Here is a 20,599-nt window from a genome sequence, read left to right as displayed (position 1 = left end):
ATCCAATCCCCGCTCTGAACATACAAGTTAAAAAAACAGAATATAGAATAATTGTTTAAAATATGTTAAAATTTGAGCATATTTATCTCACCTAAAAGGGCGGTAAGACTCCCACCTCAAGCTTCTGGGGAAACAAAGAAGATAGGTTGGAAATCAACTGCTCGTAAAGATCCGATAAGTGCGACTAACTATGAGTGGGGGATGAAGGAACCCCCTAGTCATGGAAGTCTTTGCAGATAAAAAGTATAAACGTTCAGTGCAACGATGGCATTTGCCTAATCTAAAGCAAATGCCAAGTTTTCTAATGGAGGATAGAATCATGACTGCTTGGATGCAAGTATACAAAAAATGGGATGCATTTGAAGAATTAGATCCATCCCTTCAATTAGAGTTAGAAAGATTAAAAGATGATCACGTAAAACTAGAAGATTCATTCTATAGAGAATTAGAGTTTGGGACAGGTGAGATGCATGGCTTAATTGGACCTGGAACAAACCGTATGAATATATATACTGTTCGAAAGGCAGCAAATGCTCTAGCAAACTATTTATTTGCAACTAGCGTAAATGTGAAGGATCGTGGAGTTGTTATTGCATATGGTTCAAGATTTATGTCGAAGGAATTTGCGTTGGAAACGGTCAAGGTATTAGCCTTTTATGGAATAAGAACCTATCTATTTGAATCGGCTATTCCAACTCCATTATTATCTTTTGCCGTGAGATATTTCGGAACAACCGCTGGAATCATGATTACTGCAAGCGATAAACCTAAAGAATACAATGGGTTTAAAGTTTACAATGAGGATGGAGCACAAATGACTCCTAAAGAAGCAGATCATTTTGTTTCTTATATGGGCCATATGGAAGATGAATTATCAGTGCCTTTTTTGGAACAAAAGGATTTGGAAGAAAAGGGGATAATTTATTGGGTCAAAGATGAGATTGACCGGGCTTATTTAGAACGTTTACGATATATCTCTAAAATGGAACATGAAGAACAATTAAAGGATAAGGATATAAAAATTGTTTTTGCACCTCTTCATGGACCTGCACTCCCACTTGTGAAAGAGGGGTTAGAGCAACTTAATTTTGATCAAGTTCATCTAGTAGAAGAACAAGCAATACCTGACGTGGAAGCTATTTCAACAAATATAGAAAAGCACGAAGCTTTCCAGATGGCAATAGAACTTGGGAAAAAGGTGGATGCGGATATTTTGCTTGCTACGTATCCGAATGGTGATAGACTTGGAGTCGCTGTGAAAACAACAGAGGGGAATTACCAAGTACTTACCGGAAATCAACTAGGGTCTATCCTATTAGATTATATTTTGAGACATAGTGATCCGAATGTTTATCGGAATTCACGCGTGATAAAATCTGTTGTTACTACAGAATTAGGAAGAGCTATTGCGGATTCTTATTATGTGAAGACAATCGATACGCTAACTGGCTTTAACCATATTGGGGAAAAGATTGGTATGTTTGACTCTAGTGGGGAGACATTCCTATTTGGCTTTGAAGAAAGCGACAGCTATTTAGTAAATGGTTTTGCACGTGATAAAGACGCGATCCAAGCTTCCGTTATGACAGCTGAAATGGTTTATTTTTGGAAGAAACAAGGTAAAACATTGCTTGATGTATTAGAAGACTTGTATCAAAAACATGGATATTATTTAGAAGGTACGTCAGCATTCGCTCTAGAAGGCGAAAATGACTTATCTAAAATAAAGGAAATCATGAATCAATTTAAAGAAAATCCTCCAAAAGAAATTGCCGGTTTAAAAGTGAAACAAATAGAAAATTATGAGAAGCGGGAACGGAAATTTGTTGTAGATGGATTAGCAGAGGATATTTTATTGCCAAAGGAAAATATGGTAAAATTCTATTTAGATAATAACGCTTGGGTTTGCTTATGTCCAAATAGCATAGAGCATAAGATCCAATACTACTACGGTGTTTGTGGGGAAAGTATGGAAGATAGTAGAAATTTGTTATCATCATTAGAATCTACACTAAATAAAATGACGGAAGAAAGTTTAAAAAAGCAGCGTATAAATTTTGTATCTTAGGTTATATATATTATAGAGATGGAAATTGACATATTATATATTTAGGGTTTTAATATATTTATATTCCTATAAAGGGGAGTAGCTGTACAATTAAAGTCGTCATTACGAGATCTTAAGTCTCCGGCTTTAGTTGGCAACTAACGTTGTTAGCGAGACCTTTACCAGTCGGGTAAAGGTCTTTTTATGGTCTTTACCTAATGGTAAGACCATTTTTATTTTTAAGGAGAGAGATTATGGGATCAGAATTAATCATTGAATACCTTTGGGTATTAGTTGTGTTAGTGGCTTTAGAAGGTTTACTAGCAGCAGATAATGCCTTAGTATTAGCGATTATGGTTCGTCATTTACCGGAAAAACAACGGAAGAAAGCACTATTCTATGGTTTAGCAGGTGCATTTGTCCTTCGTTTCGGATCATTATTTATTATTTCCTTCCTTGTAGATGTATGGGAGGTTCAAGCTTTAGGTGCCATTTATCTATTATTTATATCGATTAAAAACCTGTATGACAGGTTTAAACCGAAGACCCCGGATGATGAAGAAGCGGCCAAGGCTAAACTGAGAGATTCAGAAATTCATGAAGCATCACCAAAAGAATTTTGGCTAACCGTAGTGAAAGTGGAATTTGCAGACTTAGCATTTGCGGTTGACTCTATATTGGCCGCAGTTGCTTTGGCGATGGCTCTTCCACCAAGTGGACTAGGAACAATCGGAAGTTTAGATGCTGCACAATTTTGGGTTGTTTTTGCTGGAGGTATGATTGGTCTAATCATTATGCGTTTCGCAGCAAATGTCTTTGTCGACCTACTTCATAAACGTCCTGGTTTGGAAGTGGCAGCATTTATTATAGTCGGATGGGTTGGTGTGAAGTTGGCTATTATGGTATTAGCACATGAAGATATTGGTTTAATACCTCATGAATTCCCACACTCCATCTTATGGAAACTTATTTTCTATGGTGTATTAGTCCTTATCGCCATCGTCGGTTGGTTTGCTTCCGGACCGAAGAAAGAAGAAGAGAAAGAAGGAGCACAATCTTAACAAAAAACAACGATTTCCATTTAAAAGCCCTGAAATCGGGTATGCGTAATGGAAATCGTTTTTTGTTATATATTTAACATTTTTGAAGGAGAGATAATCATGTCCATTCAATTAAAACGTATTTATGAGTCTGCTAATAAAAATGATGGAATACGGGTTTTGGTTGACCGCATTTGGCCAAGGGGAGTTTCTAAAGATAAAGCCAAACTGGACTATTGGCTAAAGGGAATTGGACCTTCAACCAAGTTGCGAAAGGATTTTAACCATGATCCAGAAAAGTTTGCTGACTTTAAAGAAAAGTATAAGCAAGAATTGAAAAATGGAGAACAGAAAGAGCAGCTAAATCAATTAAAGGACATAGTGAAAAGCAATTCCAAAGTAACACTACTCTACGGTGCAAAGGATGAACAACATAACCAAGCCGTTATTTTAAAGGAGTTATTAGAAAAATAGATGACCAGTTAAGTTATTTATCCCACCTCAAGCTTAAGGTAGGTGGGTGATCAACAGACTAACCATTAGTTGGGGATGAAGGAAAACCCCCACTGATGGTTAGTCTTCTTTATATTTTTCGAGTTAGGTAAAGATGCACATTATTTTTATTTAATTTCCTACTGGGGTACAATAAAAAGACGTTAATTAGCATAGGTATTTATCCTTTGCTAAGTTCAATATTATCTAGGTTAAGGTATGAATAAACAATGAGGTGATATAATATGGCCGAACATCATTTTCTTTTAAAAGCAGATTGGCCCGGAGGAAGAAATAGTGAGGGGTATATAGCTGCAGGAAATTTGAAAACAAAAATATCGATACCGACCGAAATGGACGGACCGGGAGTAGGCACAAATCCCGATGAAATGTTGCTTGGTGCTGCTGCAACTTGTTACCTAATTACACTAGCTGCCATGATTGAACGAGCTAATTTACCATTAAAAGAGATGGCCCTTGAATCAGAAGGGATAGTCGATGTTACAAATGGCATTTTTACGTATAAGAAAATTATTCATCGTCCGACCGTCGCTTTACAGACAAGTGCTACGGAAAAAGATCATAGAAAACTAAGGATTTTGGTGGAAAAGGCTGAGAAGAGCTGTATGATATCCCGTGCGATTAAGGGAAATGTAGAATTGAAATTAGAACCAACATTGAGTTAAAGAGTTACAGTATTTCTTTCAAGGTATTGAATAACTTATGGATTAGGTTTAAAATATAAAACGTAGTAACCCAATTGGAATAATAATTATATAAATAGATAAAAGGAGGTCATAAGAATGAATGGTTTATTGGTTATTGTGAACGTAATTGTTCTTATATTAGCTATCATTTTATTAATCAATATGCAAAAGAAACATGTTTCCTTCTCCAAGCGTGTGTTTACAGGGATGGGAATCGGTATCCTTCTTGGAGTCATCTTTCAAGCCGTTTATGGTACAGAATCTGAAATTATTGCAAAAACAATGGATTGGTTTGCCATTGTAGGGACAGGGTATGTCCGTCTATTAATGGTGATCGTCATTCCACTTATTATGGTATCCATCATTCGGGCCATCATTAATTTGGAAAAGACGAAAGAACTAGGAAAAATGGCGGGTTGGATTATAGGGACATTGATCCTTACAACCATGGTTGCGGCTTTGGTTGGGATTGGTTCGTCATGGTTATTTGATTTAAATGCAGAACAAATTGAAGCGGGTCATGCAGAAGCAGAACGTGGAGAATCAATAGAAGCTATGTATGCGGATATGGAAGGTCAAACAACACCACAACGTATCCTTGATTTTATTCCAAGTAATATTTTTGAAGATATGACTGGTGGGAGAGCGACATCCACGATTGCGGTTGTAATATTCTCGATTATTTTAGGTATTGCTGTTCTTGGAGTACGTAGGAAAAATCCGGAACAGGCTGACCTATTTATTAAAATAGTTAATTCCACTTATACAGTTGTCATGCGCCTTGTTACGTTAATATTACGATTAACTCCATTCGGGGTTCTTGCACTTATGACGAATATGGTTGCAACGACTAACTTTGCTGGAATTATTGAACTAGGTAAGTTTGTCTTAGCTTCTTACGTTGCGTTAATTGTTATGTTTATGATTCACTTAATCCTTGTTAGTGGTTTTGGATTAAATCCTTTCACCTATTTGCGAAAAGCTTTCCCAGTATTAGGGTTTGCTTTTACTTCTCGTTCTAGTGCGGGATCTATTCCGTTAAATGTGCAAACGCAAAGAGAATCATTAGGTGTTGATGAAGGGATAGCAAACATGTCTGCATCCTTTGGGGCGACAATGGGACAGAATGGTTGTGCAGGTATTTATCCGGCAATGTTAGCGATAATGATTGCACCAACTGTTGGAATTGACCCATTCTCTATCGGATTTATTCTTCAGCTTGCAGTCATTGTGGGTATTAGCTCGTTTGGAGTTGCCGGTGTTGGTGGTGGGGCAACATTTGCAGCAATTATTGTTCTTTCATCCATGGGGCTACCTGTAGGGTTGGCAGGTCTCCTAATCTCCGTTGAACCACTAATTGACATGGGAAGAACAGCATTAAACGTTAACGGCTCTATGGTAACTGGTACAATCACCTCACGAGTTTTGGGTAATTTTAATACGAAGATCTTTAATGATAAAAACGCAACAACGGAAACAGATGGATTTTAGTGGAAGAAGCTTTTATTATGAAGAATAACTAAATTAAGGAGTAGCATACTAGATCGCAAATGTGATTGGTATGCTACTTTTTTACTGTAATAAATTCCTTTCTAGTTTTGATGAGTGCCTGCATAAGGGAAAAACCACTTCATTCCACAACTTATAGCGATTACACATAGTCTAGATGATTCACCGATAAAGGTTGTTCCTCTGAAATCAATTTTTTTGCCCTTCCGAAAAAAATATAACTAGCTGAATGTATACTTTTTAATTACAACAGACCTCACTTGATTAAAGATAAAACCTTGCTTAAATTTTGCTTTTCTCTTGCTTCTTCATAGTATCTAAAAGGACAGCCCAATTCCTTCACACGGGATAATACATTTTTAATATGAAAATGTTCTGGCCTAAGGTTTTCATTGACTTCTTCCCAATATAATGGAGTAGCTACTGTACCTTCTCTTGTTCTACGAGGAGAATATGGAGCGATAATTGTTTTATCTTTTCCATGTTGAATGTAATCTATATACAAACGACCTTTGCGTTTCTTCTTCATTCTTTCCGTTGTAAATAAATTAGGGTAAGCTCCTTCCACGGTATAGGCAACAGCTTGGGTAAAAACAGCAGTTTCATCGTATGTTAAACTATTTTCCGGAATAGGAATATGAATTTGAATTCCTTTATTACCTGAAGTTTTTACAAAGGAAAGGAGGCCTAAATCATCAAGGATTGGTTTAATCAGATTTGCAGCTTGAATAGCTAAAGAAAATGCATCTCGGTCTGGTGGATCCAAGTCAAATACGATTTCGATAGGCTTCGGTTGGTCAACTATCTGAAAAGGGACATGATATTCCAATGCCCCGTGATTTGCAAACCAAAGAATTGCATCCATACGATTACAAATAATCATTTTTTCGCCTTCTATTAGTTTGAAGTCGATGAAATCCGGTGCATAAGCTGGAAGATGTTTTTGATAGAAGAATTCTCCATCTATGCCTTCAGGGAAACGGATTAAGGTTAAAGCACGATTTCTCAAAAACGGTAACATATATGGACTGATTTCTCGAATATACGAAAGTAAATCTCCCTTTGTGTACATAGGGCCAGGCCAGTAGATTTTGTCAATCTTAGAAATGCCGATATGTTCGGGTATCATCGCCAAATCGATTTGTAAATTAGCTAACGTACAAGTCTGTGGATCTGTTTGTGGCAAAAGGGAAACAAATTCTGGCTCTCGCAATTCTTCCTGATGTAAATCGAGCGTATGAACTTTAGCGCAAACAGCTGGTGGCAAGGAAACACCATCCTTTGTTTTCTCTCCATTCGTTATAAATAGCTTCTCTAATGTTTTCGCTTCATCTTCTTTTAAGCCATGCTTACATTTCCCAACAACATAAATTTCATCATTGTGAAATACATTGAACGTATAATAGCCATTTTGCATGTCATAATGCGTAAGAAATCCCTGAATCGTCCGCCAGTTTTTAATCTTAAACCAATCTTGATGATTTTTCCCAGATATGTATTTACTATTTTTCCGTTTGGCAATGATGCCTTCCCCTTTATAATCAAAAATGATCCCCCATAAATGATCGGCATTTTCAAAAGAAGGGACGTAAATCATTCGTTTGCTTTCTGGTAAATTTTTAAAAAGGTTTTGTAAGTTCTGTTTCCTCTTGCTAAAAGAAGTGATTAATAAGGTTTCTCCCTTTAAGGTCAGTAAATCAAAGGCCATAAAGGAAGCAGGGCGTTGGTTACTAGCTTGTTGAATAGCTGAAGATTTCTTTAGGCGTCCGCGTTTTTGTATCCAGTTGAAATTGGCCTGATACATATTGTTTAAAACGACCAATTCTCCGTCTATTGTTAACGGAAGATAGTCTTTTACTTGATTGTAGTTTTTTTGACAAAAGGTAATTATTTCCGGGAAATTTTCTGTTAAATCCTTTCTGTTTTTACTAGTTAACTGAATGCTTCCATCCTTATCCCATGTTAATACACAACGGAATCCATCATATTTCACCTCGTAAACCCATTCCTTACCATATGGAATCTCTGTACTTGTAATTGGTTTCATCATATCCATAAACAAATTCCCCCTTCTTTAATAAATTGGCTAATTATGTGGAAAATAAACGAAGGGATAATAAATGATGTAAAACAAAAGATAGGATTATGATTTGTTAATTAAAAGATGAAAAAAATGCCTAAATGAATGGAGGTTACCCCATGCATACGATGTGGAAAGGTTCCATAAGCTTTGGTTTAGTTAATATCCCAATAAAAATGCACGCCGCAACAGAAAACAAAGATGTCAAACTACGCCAACTGCATAAAGAATGTAAATCCCCAATTAAATATGAGAAAGTTTGTCCTGTATGTGATAAAGAAATAAACAATGATGAAATAGTAAAAGCATATGAATATGCAAAAAATAAATTTGTCGTTTTAGATGATGAAGATTTAGAGGCGCTACGTAAAGAGCAGGAAGACCGAGCTGTGGAAATTGTGGACTTCGTGAAATTAGAGGATATTGATCCGATTTACTTTGAAAAAAGTTATTATCTTTCACCGAATGAAGGAGGGGCAAAAGCATACAGTTTACTTCGTAGTGCTTTGAAAGATACAGGAAAAATTGGAATCGCAAAAATGATGATTCGATCTAAGGAACAATTAGCTGTCATTCGAGTTTATGAAAATGTTCTCGTTGTAGAAACAATTCATTTCCCTGATGAAGTTCGTAATGTACAAGACGTTCCAAATGTTCCAGAGGAAACGAAAATTGGCGAAAAGGAATTAGAAACAGCGAAAATGTTAATTGAACAATTAACCACTGAATTTGAACCAGAAAAATACACGGATGAGTATAGAACAGCTTTACTAAATCTGATTGAAGACAAGAAAAATAATGAGGAAACATCTACACCAACACTTACGGAAAAACCAATGCCTGATAATGTGACAAACTTAATGGATGCACTTCAAGCATCATTGGATCGAGCAAAGAAAGACAAGCCAAAACCGAGCCAACCAAAGAAAAAAACAAAAACAACACTCAAAAAGAAGAAAGCAACATCTTAATGTCTCCCAAGGGGGACATTTTTTTGGCAGGCAGCAAGCAATAAGTATAACAAAAAGCCAATTCCTGAAATGAATGCTGATTCCATAGTAATTTACTAATAGCAAATACTAAGGTTTTAACAACCATTTTACTGGAAGTTAACAGTTTAGTAACAAGCATTCCAAAAGGTGATTTTTTCTTTTAAAAGGAGTAAAGTTATAGTACATAGTATTTTCAAGGCAACTAAGTCATCCGCTTAAACGAAAGCGAATGCCAAGTTTTCTAATAAGGAGAGAAAAAATGGAGAGAAATGCATTTATTGATAACGCAAAGGTACTTTTCATTTTTTTAGTAGTATTTGGACATATGATTCAACCGTTTACATCTGACTCTAGGGGAGTTGAAACACTTTATCTGTGGATTTATACGTTTCATATGCCTGCATTTATTATGGTCTCTGGCTTTTTTGCGAAAGGGTCGAGTGATAAAGGCTATTTATGGAAACTGATTAAAAAGTTATTAGTCCCTTATTTTATTTTCCAAGGGATATACACTTTATTTTATTTTAGCGTAGGAAGTGGAAGTTGGAAAACTGGGGTTTTTCAGCCACAATGGTCATTATGGTTTTTGCTTAGTCTTCTTTGTTGGCATCTTCTACTCATCGTTTATAAAAGATGGCCAGCCAAAATTGGCATTCCATTATCAGTAATAATTGGCTTAATAGCAGGTTATTTTAGTGAAATTGGCCACACCTTTAGCTTGTCACGGACGTTGGTCTTTTTCCCATTTTTCTTGTTAGGTTTTCATTTGACACAAAAACAGTTGCTTTTCGTAAAACGACCGGTTGTAAAAATTGCCTCTGTCTTCGTAATGATAGCTGTAGCTGTGTTCTTATATTATATTCCGAATATTGATTCAGGTTGGTTTCTTCAGTCTAAGCCTTATGATGATTTGGATGCTGGGCAATATAGTGCAGCCATTAGGTTATCGGTTTATATTACAGCAGCTTTCATGACGGCAAGTATTTTAGCATGGGTTCCCGAGCGGAATTTAAACTGGGTTACAGAACTTGGTAAAAGGACATTATACGTGTATCTTTTACACGGATTTTTTATACAAACATTCCGTCATTATGATTTATTCCAAATGAATTCTTTCATTAGTTTTATCGAAATGTTGGTACTCTCTATCCTTATCGTTATCCTTTTATCTAGCAAACCGATTATAGCCATAACCCAACCAATCGTAGAAGGAAAGGTAAATTTATTAAAACAGTGGGGAAGAAGAGATAAACAAAGTCAATCCTATCATGTTTAAATTGTAATTTATTGGATATACTACTCCTATAGACAACAAATTGTCTATATATATCTCCCCCTTTTATTATATAAATGAACGAAATGGTGTAGCAGTTCAACTTTGGACTGCTTATTTTTTTTGCCACCTTTACGGGCAATAAGACTATATTTAAAAACCTTACCCAAATTGGGCAAGGTTTTTAAAATTGCGTGTTCAAAAATCTACGCCCTGGTTCCTCGATTACTTGTCTCACCGTCTAGGTTTGTTGCAACGCCGACGCTTTTGTAGATGAAAAAATACGAAGCGTCATTTTCACCGGAGTTTTTGAACGTTCTCTTAAAAAAGAATATACGCAGCTATAGTGATAATTGGAAGAGTAATGATAGTACGTAAAAGGAATATAATGATTAAATCTAAGAAAGAAACAGGTATCTTAGTTCCTAATAGTAATCCGCCGACCTCTGACATGTAAATGAGCTGACTAACGGATAAAGCTGCAATAATAAATCTTGTTATCTCTGCTTCAATACCAGCTCCAATAACGGATGGAAGAAACATATCAGCAAAACCAATTATAATGGTTTGGGAAGCTTCCTGAGCATAAGGAATTTGCAATAATTCTAATAGTGGTACAAATGGAGTACCGAGCCATTGGAAAAATGGTGTATATTCAGCAATCATTAGTGCAACTAAACCGAAAGCCATGACGACAGGTGCTACACCCATCCACATATCTAGTATATTTTGTCCGCCTTCTTTAAAAAATCGATAGACACTATTTTGGGTTTTAGCTTGTTTTAGTGCATTATTATAACCGAAAGATAACGCTGTTTCACCTTCAGGAATAAGCTCTTGTGAATGGTTCTCCTCATCGTTAATAAAGGTGTCTGCTTTTCTTGATAAAGGTGGGATTCTTGGCATAATAATTGCCGCAACAATACCTGCAACCACTACGGTTAAATAGAATGGTCCAAACATATGGGCGAGGCCAACTTCCGCTAAAACCACTAAAGAAAAAGTAATCGATACAACGGAGAAAGTAGTACCAATGACTGCCGCTTCTCGTTTTGTATAGAAACCTTCTTCATATTGCTTACTTGTTAAAAGAACTCCAATTGTCCCATCACCAATCCATGATGCCAACGCATCTACAGAGGATCTACCTGGCAAAGTAAACAAAGGGCGCATTACTTTTGTCATCATCGTCCCAAAGAATTCCAATAAACCAAAATTCGTTAGTAAAGGTAAAAATAACCCAGCAAATAAGAACACAGAAAACAAAACATGTAATAAATCATCTAATAATTTTTGTCCTGTATCAGGTCCATAAACTGCCTCTGGTCCAATTTGAAAAAATACCATGACGGCAAAAATGGCTGCTAGGATTCTTGTAATCGTCCAAAAAAGGTTTACATGGAATAACCCTTGAAAGAAAGGGGTCTTCTGAAATAGCTTTGGAGAAATATATCCAATAATCGTACATATTGCCGTTATGACAATAATGGCCATCATAATGAAAGACAATTGGCTCGAAAGCAAGTCTTGAACTTTATTAGCCAGTAATGCAATTGGTATCGAGAACCCGTCTTTCGTTTTAACCGGAATCATAAATAAGAAAACTCCAATAATGGAGGTGAGAATAAATTTTAAATGAATGCTTAACTGATGTTGTCTCAAGAAGTAAGATCCTTTCTAATTTATGTAATATCAAATATAATATTTTTAGAAATAGTAATAAAAACTAGTTAGTTGCTGCTACATAATAGCCAGCATACATTGAATAAATATACAGGATTTCGGGGAAATATTCAATAGTAATTTTTGCATAAAAACAGGAAGAATACGAGATGGTATAAGTATTAGTACTTTAGGGATTATACACGAATCAAACAGACAACGATGGGGTGTCTCAGATGAAAGGATTAAAATATAACGCAGTCTATCGTTTTACGGTGATTGTTTCTATGGTTATCAAATTCATCTTTCAAATCTATCTTTTCCATTTGAAGACAGCCATTTGGGATAGACAGGCTAAAAAAAGATGGAATAAACTTTTAGAAGAAATGGCTAAAGAATATCGGGTTACGGCAGAAAAGTTGGGAGGAGTATTAATCAAAGTTGGTCAGTTTCTAAGTTCAAGAACCGACTTCATGCCTGATGTATTTATTAACGAAATGTCTGGATTAGTTGACCATGTACCACCAATGCCTTATGAGTATGCAAAAGGCCTATTGCAAAAAGAATGGGGGACTGACCTAGGTACGCATTTAAAGGCTATAAAAAGAGAATCAGTCGCCTCTGCATCGATTGGGGAAGTATACGTTGGTGTGTTGAAGGATGGGACAGATGTTGCAATTAAAGTACGCCGTTACCGGATTGAAGAAATTTTTCATAAAGATTTTATAGCATTAAGAATGGTGTTTTGGATTATAAAAGTTTTAACGGCCTTTGGGAAGAAGTTAGACCTAAAAGCACTTTTCCGAGAGTTTATCACAGTGATGGATCGGGAATTGGATTTCGAACAAGAACTTGAATTCGGCAAATTCTTTAAAGAACGATTCAAAGAAAACAAAAATATCCACATACCGACCTATTATGAAGATTTATGTACCGATAAAGTACTTGTTATGGAATGGATAGAAGGAGCAAAGATAACAGATACTGCATTTATGAAACAACATCATATTGATGTGGAACAAACGACCAAAACTGTTTTTGATTTTTTTATGGATCAATTTTTACACGCAGGGAAATTCCATGCTGATCCACATGCGGGAAATATTATTATTCAAGCGGATGGCCGTGTTGGAATTATTGATTTCGGAATGGTGGGAGAAATCAAACAGAAGGACGTCGATCATTTTAAACTCTTTATACAAGGTTTTATTTTGGAAAACTATGATATGGTCGTTGAGGCACTAACTAAAATGAATTTTGTATTACCAAAAGCGGATAAACGAAAGTTAAAGAAGGTTATTGAAGAAGCAACTGAAAAATATTCAAACGGTATGTTAAAAGAGTTTGATGGTAATGCAATGGAGCTCATTGAGGAAGAATTGGATGTTGTGATGAAAGACGACGCCATTCAACTTCCAGCAGACTATGCTTACTTATTAAGAGCAATATCTATTGTAGCGGGAATTATTTTTGCCATTAACCCGAATATAAATATAATTAAATGGGCTAAACCTAAAATCAAAGATTGGTTTGGGACGAAAAGTATCGCAGAGTCAGTTGCAAAGCAATATGTAAAAAATGCAACAGAACCAATTTTAGCTTATCCAAGGGCTCTCTTAACATGGCTGGAGAGCGGAGAAAAGGATAGGCAGTGGGATAAAGAAAAACATTTTATAAATCTGAAACATCAATATTATTTACTTTTAGAGATTACTTCTTTTATCATGGTGATAGTAGGATTTAGTATTTCTGCATATAGTATAACTAATAGCTTAGAAATAATGAAATGGGTCGGATTCATTGTCACGGGAATATTTACAGTAATATTTAGTATTATATTATTGATTCATCATCGATTTATAAGAAAAAGACGTAACGGAGGTTAGGAAAATGAGCAATTACTTAAAAAAAGGTTTTTTATTAGGTCTTGGCGCTGCAGTTAGTGGAAAAGAAAAACTGGAACAGAAGTTAAAGGAACTTGTTGATAAAAATGAGTTAACACAAGATGAAGCAAAATCAATGATGGATAATTTTATTGAAAAAGGCGATACAAAAAAACAAGAATGGTCATCCAAGCAAAAGAAACAAACACAAAAGATTGCAAAAGAAATGGGCATAGCAACGACAGAAGAATTAGAAGATCTTAGAAGAAGAATTCATACATTAGAATTAAAATTAGCGGATAAGGATGTTATTGAAGAGTGAGCGCATGCTCACTTTTTCTATTTTTACATTACTAGGTGTCGATATTATCAAACAATTTAAAAAATATAGTTGCATTCTGTAAAAATTGTAGTATAATTAATACAAATTAGATGAAGTTTTTCCATTCGGGGGTGAATAAAGCGGTATGGTAAATTTTTTGCAATTTTGTGAGAACGCCACAAAACAACTTGGTAGACAATTAAAAGAAGAAGAGGTTAATTTTCTACATTGGATGTATCATCGCTACTCAGAGGAAAAACAAGAATCTTGTGCAGAGACTTTTGTAAAAGCTTAACTATAAATTTTATAAATACAAAAATATGAAAACGCTTTTATTAATCCTTGGGAACAAAACTCAAGGATTTTTACTTGTTCAATACCATAATTATTCATACAATAGGATTCATGATATAATGAGTTTGTGTAAAACACAAGGTTTAAGGAGCGTTCGTATGGCGATAGAAAATGAAACGATTTTAAATAAAATGTTGAAAGAAATAAATGATGCGAAAGAGAACCAAAATAATCAAGATAAATTATTGATACATATTAATAACGTGAAATTGCTATGTGATTTGTTTCTAGAAGAAGATTCAGAAAAGATTAGTACAGTTCAAGAACAACGTGATGAATTTACAGAAGCGGAATTAAAGGCAATGATTGGGAAGCAAGATACCATTAAAAAAATCCAACAACAACAATTGAAACAAAGCGAGACAATCGATCATGAACAGGAAAATGGCGATTCTATCTTTGACTTTTAAAGCTAATCCTCTTTTTAGAAAGGAGACAATGGGATGAAACTATTTTTAATCTTAGGGGCAATCAATGGATTTTTAGCAGTGGCACTTGGGGCATTTGGTGCACATGGATTAGAGGGCAGATTGACTGAAAAACAAATAGAAACATGGAATAAAGCAGTACAATATCAAATGTTTCACACATTTGCGTTAGTAGCAGTTGGAATTCTAATGACAAAAGCGCAAAGCGGGTCATTAACATGGGCTGGCTGGATGTTTTTCCTAGGAATTATAATTTTCTCAGGTAGTCTTTATATTTACTCCACCACAGCCATTAAAACCTTTGCAATGATAACTCCAATTGGTGGACTTGCATTTTTAATTGGTTGGGTATTATTGGGGATTTTTGTGCTTCGCTATATTTGAAAAATCATATAAGTGATAAAGATAAAAATACAGACAGCTCGTACTAATTGTTTTCCAGCATGAGCAGTATCTTTTTTATGTAAAAAGATAAAAGCTTCGCAAACTAAACTAATCGCTATAAAATAGAAGGTTATAAATAGTAGGATGAAGTAACCTTGTATCATGGCAAACAGACCAACAACAGCTGCAATACCTATAGAGAGGATTTCAACTAGGGTAAACTTTTCTAACGGGCTCTTCATCATAATACCTCCATTTTAAATATATTTGAGAAAAGAAAGGATGACACAAGATTTTTGGAAGTGTCATCCTTTTGATTTGCACATAGGGGAGTTAAAACTTTCTTCCTGCATAAGAACAACGGAGGCATTTGCCCAATGCCAATTTCCTTCTAATTATCTCGGTGGGAAGGTACTTAATTGCCCACTACTACCTCCAAATGGAGATTGATAATTGATTTCCTCATCAAATTCCACATAATCAAGGTAAACCATTAATAATAAGTATCGTTTTCCGGTATTTGGTTCACTTAAAATAAGATGATCTCTTCCTGCAGCCTCAATGACTCCGGTGAACACCTTTGCGTTCCAGCTCGGATTGTTCTCAAACGTCATGTAAACTTTTACTAGTTTTCCTTTATTAAGACGAAGAATATTTTCAACATAGGATTGTTCAATAGGTAGCATTCCAGGTACATCTGTAGATTGGTGTTGTTGTTGTTGAGCAGGTTGCTGCTGTTGAATTGATGGTGGTTGCACTTGTTGCATTTGACCTTGTTGTTGTTGTTGTACAGGATGCATAGGTTGACCGGGCACTGCACTCATTAGGTATCCCGGGTAAGGATAAGCAGCAGCTACCGGATAAAAGTTCCCCTGTTGTCGGTTAACTTGATAATTAGACATTAAAATTCCTCCCTATTTTTAAGTGATTCCTTTTGATGCTTTGTTGGCTTCCCCTTATCTCTAGACTGCTGGGCAGTCGTATGGTTAGTGTGGTTATTACTTGAATCTTTTCTTTCTGCCCATAATCTGGGATGCTAGACTCAATAATTATATGTATGTAAATACCTAGAAAATGATGACAGATAAATGGGATTTATTTTGGGAGAGTTTTTTAATGGTGAATATAATTCCGGATAGAGGATGTCGATTGTATTCATTCAAAATAAATAAAAAAGCCATCACCACAAAGGGTGATAGCTTAAAGTTTTCTATATTAACTTTACAGTGTGAAATAAGTATCTAGATCTTCTTTTGGTAAGTAATTTCCGATGATAAAGTCGCCAAATTCAGCGTAGATTGCGGAAACTTCATCATAACGCATTTCGTAAACAATCTTTTTAAATTGAAGGGGATCGTGTGCAAATAGAGTTACGCCCCATTCCCATTCATCAAGTCCCATGGATCCAGTAATTATTTGTTTCACTAAACCAGCGTATTTACGACCAGTTGCAGCGTGGTCCGTTAGTAATCTCTGTCTTTCCTTACGATCAATCGTAAACCAGTTTGCTTCATTCCAACGACGGCGATTCATAGGGTAGAAACAAGCATGTTCCCATTTAGGAAGAATTGGTTTAAGGCGTGCTTCCACTGCCTCGTTGATTTTGCGGTTCTTCACTTCATCAACAGTATCATTTGTACCTAGCTCCACGATGGAAACATATGAATAACCTGGAATAAGGTAATCGCCAATTTTTGATTTATTCAGTTCTGTTTTGAATTCTTCCAATTCATCCATTGTCGGACGAACAACGATAAACATTAAATCGGCTTTATTACCTACTACTTTATAAATGGATTGGCTACCATTTTTCTCTTCTTCTATGGCTTCCCATTTGGTCATTAATTCTTTAAGCTCTTGTACCGCTTCTTTTCTATCATTTTCAGACGCCATCTTCCAAGAAGTCCAATCGAATGTACGTGTATCGTGCAAGGTGCACCAACCGTCTAAAGTTCCCACTGCTTCTACCATATGTATCTCTCCTTTAAAATGATTATTTTTTATATCATAGTCCTGTATACCCAAACTAACCATGATTTTAAGGATTTTAAGGACTTTTACTTTCCCTTTTACTATAGCATAATTGGGGAATACTAATCATGAGAAAGCATTTGGATTAAATCGATTATTGCAATTTGTCATTTGTTTGTCAAAAAATGTAGGAAAAACAATGTCAATTTCTTTAAATAAAGTATGGTTTGATTTATGATGGAAATGCATATAGAGGCTGTTCAAAAAGTCCGGTGAAAATGACACTTCGCATTTAGCCGAACTCGGTCTTTTCATCCTCCTTTTTGAACACGAATATATAGCATATTGGAGGATTGTAAAATGAGTAACTTATTCGATGATTTAACTAAAAAAATTTCAGGAAAAGATAAAAAGATAGTTTTTCCTGAAGGACTAGACGAAAGAATTTTAACTGCAGCAAGTAGATTAAGTGCAGATGGATTAGTAACTCCTATTTTAATTGGAAATAAAGAAGAAATTGAAGGCAAAGCAAAAGAAGTTGGAGCAAATATCTCTTCCTGTGAAATTTTAAATCCTAATGATTATTCAGAGTTTGATGAAATGGTTCAGGCATTTGTAGAACGCCGTAAAGGTAAAGCAACAGAAGAAGATGCACGTAAAATTTTACTTGATGAAAACTACTTTGGAACAATGCTAATATATATGGGAAAAGCGGACGGACTTGTTAGTGGTGCAGCACATTCCACAGCAGATACAGTACGTCCAGCATTACAAATTATTAAAACAAATGGTAGAGTGAAGAAAACGTCTGGAGTCTTCATCATGGTTCGCGACGAAGAAAAATATGTATTTGCGGATTGTGCGATTAACATATCACCAGATAGCCAAGATTTGGCGGAAATTGCTGCGGAAAGTGCGGTTACAGCTAAATTATTCGGTGTGGATCCACGCATTGCGATGCTAAGCTTTTCTACGAAAGGTTCTGCAAAATCACCAGAAACTGAAAAAGTAGAAAATGCACTTCAAATTGCAAAAGAAAATGATCCTTCTTTAGTTATCGATGGAGAATTTCAATTTGATGCAGCATTTGTACCAAGTGTAGCAGCGAAAAAGGCTCCTGATTCCGTTATTAAGGGGGACGCAAACGTATTTGTCTTCCCAAGTTTGGAAGCAGGAAACATTGGCTATAAAATTGCTCAACGTCTTGGTGGATTTGAAGCAGTAGGACCAATCCTTCAAGGGTTGAATAAACCTGTAAATGATCTATCACGTGGATGTAATGCAGAGGATGTTTATAACTTAGCCCTAATTACAGCAGCACAAGCAGTGGCAGAGTAAAATGAGAAGCTTGCAGCAAATCATACGTAGCTGCAAGCTTTTTCTATGACTTTTTTTAAAGAAGTGTGAATCTAAATTGATTTCATATCCGTAATGTATACAAAGTAAGGTAGGTTTTTTAGAAAACTTGACGTTTTCCAGGCTTTAGCGAATTCCTACCTTGTAAAAAATGAGACAGGAGATCAAAAGTGGAAAATCAAGAAAAAACAAAACTTAAACCATTTATTTCTTTAATTTTATCAACCAAAATACCAAAATGGTCCTTGTTCATCGGGTTAATCGGAAGTATTATTACGATGATCATTGGTCTTTCCATTCCCTTGCTTACAAAGGAATTAGTGGATGGGTTTTCGGTAGATGCCATAAGTACTGCACTTGTTGTTACGATTTTTGTCGTATTTGTTTTACAAGCGGTTGTAGATGGGGTATCAACTTATTTATTAGCAGCTGTTGGGCAAAAGATTGTTGCAAGATTACGAGAGACGATGTGGTTTAAACTACTTCGTTTACCAGTAAGTTATTTTGACAAACATGCAAGTGGGGAATCGGTAAGCCGTGTCGTAAATGATACTGGTATTGTCAAAGACCTTATTACACAGCATTTCCCGCAATTCATTACTGGTTTTATTACTATTATCGGGGCAATTGTCATTTTACTAATTATGGACTGGAAAATGACGTTGTTAATGCTCATTGCTGTACCGGTTACATTTGCAATTATGATGCCACTTGGTGCAAGAATGGCGAAAATATCAAAGAACTTGCAAGACGAAACAGCAAAATTTACTGGTGATATCCAACAAACCTTAAGTGAAATTCGCTTAACCAAAGCTTCGACCGCCGAAGAAGTGGAACAGAATAAAGGGATGTCTGGTATTACCAATTTGCTTAACTATGGATTAAAAGAAGCACGGATTTTTGCTTTAATCGGTCCGTTTATGTACACCATTATGATGATTGTCATTGTTGTTATTATTGGCTATGGTGGAATTCGTGTTGCAGAAGGTACGCTTTCGACGGGATCTCTCGTGGCATTCTTGTTGTACTTATTTCAAATTATTTATCCGATTACTTCCTTTGCGATGTTCTTTACAGAATTACAAAAGGCAAAAGGGGCGACAGAGAGGATTATAGGAATTCTCGATTTGCGTGAGGAAGAGAGTCAAGAAGGTTTGGAACAGGATATTGCTAATCAACCTGTTTCTTTTTCAGACGTTTCCTTTTCCTATGATGAAAATGAAACTGTTCTTCGGAATATTAATTTCACAGCGGAACCAGGAGAGATGGTTGCTTTGGCTGGTCCGAGTGGTGGGGGGAAAACGACCTTATTTGGGCTAATTGAAAGATATTATGAACCAACATCTGGTGTCATTCGGATAGGGAATACTCCCATTCACTCCTTATCAATGAAGTCATGGAGAAGTCAGATTGGCTATGTTTCACAGGAAAGTGCGATGATGGCAGGGACGATTAGAGATAACTTAACTTACGGATTAAGTAATGCGAGTAGTATTACCGATGATCAATTATGGAAGGTTGCTGAAATGGCCTATGCCGATACGTTTATTCAATCTTTTCCTAAAGGATTAGATACAGAGGTTGGAGAACGTGGTGTGAAACTCTCCGGAGGGCAAAGACAGCGAATTAATATCGCTCGGGCCTTTTTAAGAGATCCGAAAATATTAATGCTAGATGAAGCGACTGCAAGTTTAGATAGTCAATCCGAACAAGCTGTCCAGGAGGCATTATCTCGTTTAATGGTCGGACGTACAACGTTTGTCATTGCACACCGACTATCCACCATCGTTCACGCTGATAAAATAATGTTTATCGAAAAAGGACAAATAACAGGGGAAGGAACACATCAGGAGTTGATGGCTTCCCATGAATTATACCGGACATTTGCTGAGCAGCAGCTAGGGGATTGACTGTTGAGGAAAGAACGGAGGGATCGGGAGTTCTGAGGTAGATGAGTGCCCGAATGGAATGGAATTATAAGAAAACGGTCACTCATGAGGTAGATGAGTGCCCGAATGGAATTGCACCTGGTTCTGTCAAGTAGACAGTACTGAAGTGTCTCTAAATTTTTGCCTAATACATTGTCTTACCAAATATTT

The 20,599-nt window shown here is 36.0% G+C and carries 19 protein-coding genes; 14 read left to right on the top strand and 5 right to left on the bottom strand.

The window, feature by feature from the left end; genetic code table 11:
- The first annotated feature begins 319 nt into the window (after window positions 1-319).
- From KM885_RS07360 to KM885_RS07340, 5 genes are all read left to right on the top strand, one after another.
- The gene (locus tag KM885_RS07360; protein ID WP_216883735.1) at window positions 320-2,068 is read left to right on the top strand and encodes a phospho-sugar mutase; all 1,749 of its coding nucleotides are present in this window, start codon (window positions 320-322) and stop codon (window positions 2,066-2,068) included.
- A 233-nt stretch (window positions 2,069-2,301) separates the two neighbouring features.
- Window positions 2,302-3,108 carry a TerC family protein gene (locus KM885_RS07355; RefSeq protein WP_047186639.1) on the top strand — a complete coding sequence of 269 codons (807 nt, stop codon included), beginning with the start codon at window positions 2,302-2,304 and terminating at the stop codon, window positions 3,106-3,108.
- A 99-nt stretch (window positions 3,109-3,207) separates the two neighbouring features.
- Window positions 3,208-3,561, top strand: coding sequence for a DUF488 domain-containing protein (locus KM885_RS07350; protein WP_060669037.1), 354 nt, complete (start codon window positions 3,208-3,210; stop codon window positions 3,559-3,561).
- Window positions 3,562-3,824: 263 nt separating this feature from the next.
- Window positions 3,825-4,265, top strand: a complete 441-nt coding sequence (locus KM885_RS07345; RefSeq protein ID WP_047186641.1) for an OsmC family protein — start codon at window positions 3,825-3,827, stop codon at window positions 4,263-4,265.
- A gap of 117 nt (window positions 4,266-4,382) precedes the next feature.
- Window positions 4,383-5,777 (top strand): L-cystine transporter, encoded by a 1,395-nt coding sequence (locus KM885_RS07340; RefSeq protein ID WP_060669036.1) that lies wholly within the window; start codon window positions 4,383-4,385, stop codon window positions 5,775-5,777.
- 274 nt (window positions 5,778-6,051) lie between these two features.
- Here the strand turns inward: KM885_RS07340 and KM885_RS07335 are convergent, their stop codons facing one another.
- Window positions 6,052-7,851: a DNA ligase D gene (locus KM885_RS07335; protein ID WP_216883734.1), complete on the bottom strand. Its 1,800-nt coding sequence runs from the start codon at window positions 7,849-7,851 to the stop codon at window positions 6,052-6,054.
- A gap of 143 nt (window positions 7,852-7,994) precedes the next feature.
- Here KM885_RS07335 and ku point away from each other — a divergent pair, with 143 nt between their 5' ends.
- Window positions 7,995-8,846 (top strand): non-homologous end joining protein Ku, encoded by an 852-nt coding sequence (gene ku / locus KM885_RS07330; protein WP_047186644.1) that lies wholly within the window; start codon window positions 7,995-7,997, stop codon window positions 8,844-8,846.
- A gap of 280 nt (window positions 8,847-9,126) precedes the next feature.
- Window positions 9,127-10,143, top strand: coding sequence for an acyltransferase family protein (locus KM885_RS07325; RefSeq protein WP_047186645.1), 1,017 nt, complete (start codon window positions 9,127-9,129; stop codon window positions 10,141-10,143).
- A gap of 318 nt (window positions 10,144-10,461) precedes the next feature.
- Here the strand turns inward: KM885_RS07325 and KM885_RS07320 are convergent, their stop codons facing one another.
- On the bottom strand, window positions 10,462-11,733 hold the full coding sequence (locus tag KM885_RS07320) for a YjiH family protein (protein ID WP_205625417.1): 1,272 nt from the start codon (window positions 11,731-11,733) through the stop codon (window positions 10,462-10,464).
- Between the two features lie 305 nt (window positions 11,734-12,038).
- On the opposite strand from KM885_RS07320, the gene KM885_RS07315 reads away from it, so the two are divergent.
- The 5 genes from KM885_RS07315 (at window position 12,039) to KM885_RS07295 (ending at window position 15,173) form a co-directional block, all read left to right on the top strand.
- On the top strand, window positions 12,039-13,688 hold the full coding sequence (locus KM885_RS07315; protein WP_216883733.1) for an ABC1 kinase family protein: 1,650 nt from the start codon (window positions 12,039-12,041) through the stop codon (window positions 13,686-13,688).
- Window positions 13,689-13,692: 4 nt separating this feature from the next.
- Window positions 13,693-14,007, top strand: a complete 315-nt coding sequence (locus KM885_RS07310) for a phasin family protein (protein ID WP_047186648.1) — start codon at window positions 13,693-13,695, stop codon at window positions 14,005-14,007.
- Window positions 14,008-14,152: 145 nt separating this feature from the next.
- Window positions 14,153-14,302 carry a hypothetical protein gene (locus KM885_RS07305; RefSeq protein WP_216883732.1) on the top strand — a complete coding sequence of 50 codons (150 nt, stop codon included), beginning with the start codon at window positions 14,153-14,155 and terminating at the stop codon, window positions 14,300-14,302.
- Window positions 14,303-14,459: 157 nt separating this feature from the next.
- The gene (locus KM885_RS07300; protein ID WP_060669032.1) at window positions 14,460-14,771 is read left to right on the top strand and encodes a YwdI family protein; all 312 of its coding nucleotides are present in this window, start codon (window positions 14,460-14,462) and stop codon (window positions 14,769-14,771) included.
- 33 nt (window positions 14,772-14,804) lie between these two features.
- On the top strand, window positions 14,805-15,173 hold the full coding sequence (locus tag KM885_RS07295; RefSeq protein ID WP_047186650.1) for a DUF423 domain-containing protein: 369 nt from the start codon (window positions 14,805-14,807) through the stop codon (window positions 15,171-15,173).
- On the opposite strand, the gene KM885_RS07290 is transcribed toward KM885_RS07295, so the two are convergent.
- The 3 genes from KM885_RS07290 to hemQ all read right to left on the bottom strand — a co-directional run bounded on the left by KM885_RS07290 (window position 15,164) and on the right by hemQ (window position 17,144).
- Complete coding sequence (locus KM885_RS07290) at window positions 15,164-15,415, bottom strand: hypothetical protein (RefSeq protein WP_047186651.1); 252 nt, start codon at window positions 15,413-15,415, stop codon at window positions 15,164-15,166. The genes KM885_RS07295 and KM885_RS07290 overlap by 10 nt on opposite strands.
- Before the next feature lie 153 nt (window positions 15,416-15,568).
- Window positions 15,569-16,075, bottom strand: coding sequence for a spore coat protein GerQ (gene gerQ / locus KM885_RS07285; protein ID WP_216883731.1), 507 nt, complete (start codon window positions 16,073-16,075; stop codon window positions 15,569-15,571).
- Window positions 16,076-16,394: 319 nt separating this feature from the next.
- Entirely contained in the window at window positions 16,395-17,144 is a 750-nt protein-coding gene (hemQ, locus tag KM885_RS07280; protein WP_047186653.1) for a hydrogen peroxide-dependent heme synthase, read from the bottom strand.
- Window positions 17,145-17,504: 360 nt separating this feature from the next.
- On the opposite strand from hemQ, the gene pta reads away from it, so the two are divergent.
- Window positions 17,505-18,482 carry a phosphate acetyltransferase gene (gene pta, locus KM885_RS07275; RefSeq protein ID WP_204798669.1) on the top strand — a complete coding sequence of 326 codons (978 nt, stop codon included), beginning with the start codon at window positions 17,505-17,507 and terminating at the stop codon, window positions 18,480-18,482.
- A 188-nt stretch (window positions 18,483-18,670) separates the two neighbouring features.
- Entirely contained in the window at window positions 18,671-20,410 is a 1,740-nt protein-coding gene (locus tag KM885_RS07270) for an ABC transporter ATP-binding protein (RefSeq protein ID WP_047186655.1), read from the top strand.
- The last annotated feature ends 189 nt before the right edge of the window (window positions 20,411-20,599 follow it).

Source organism: Oceanobacillus caeni, from assembly GCF_019037185.1.
Taxonomy (GTDB): Bacteria; Bacillota; Bacilli; order Bacillales; family Amphibacillaceae; genus Oceanobacillus; species Oceanobacillus caeni.
The sequence above is the reverse complement of the archived record's forward strand: the minus strand, read 5'-3'. Positions and strand labels throughout refer to the sequence as shown.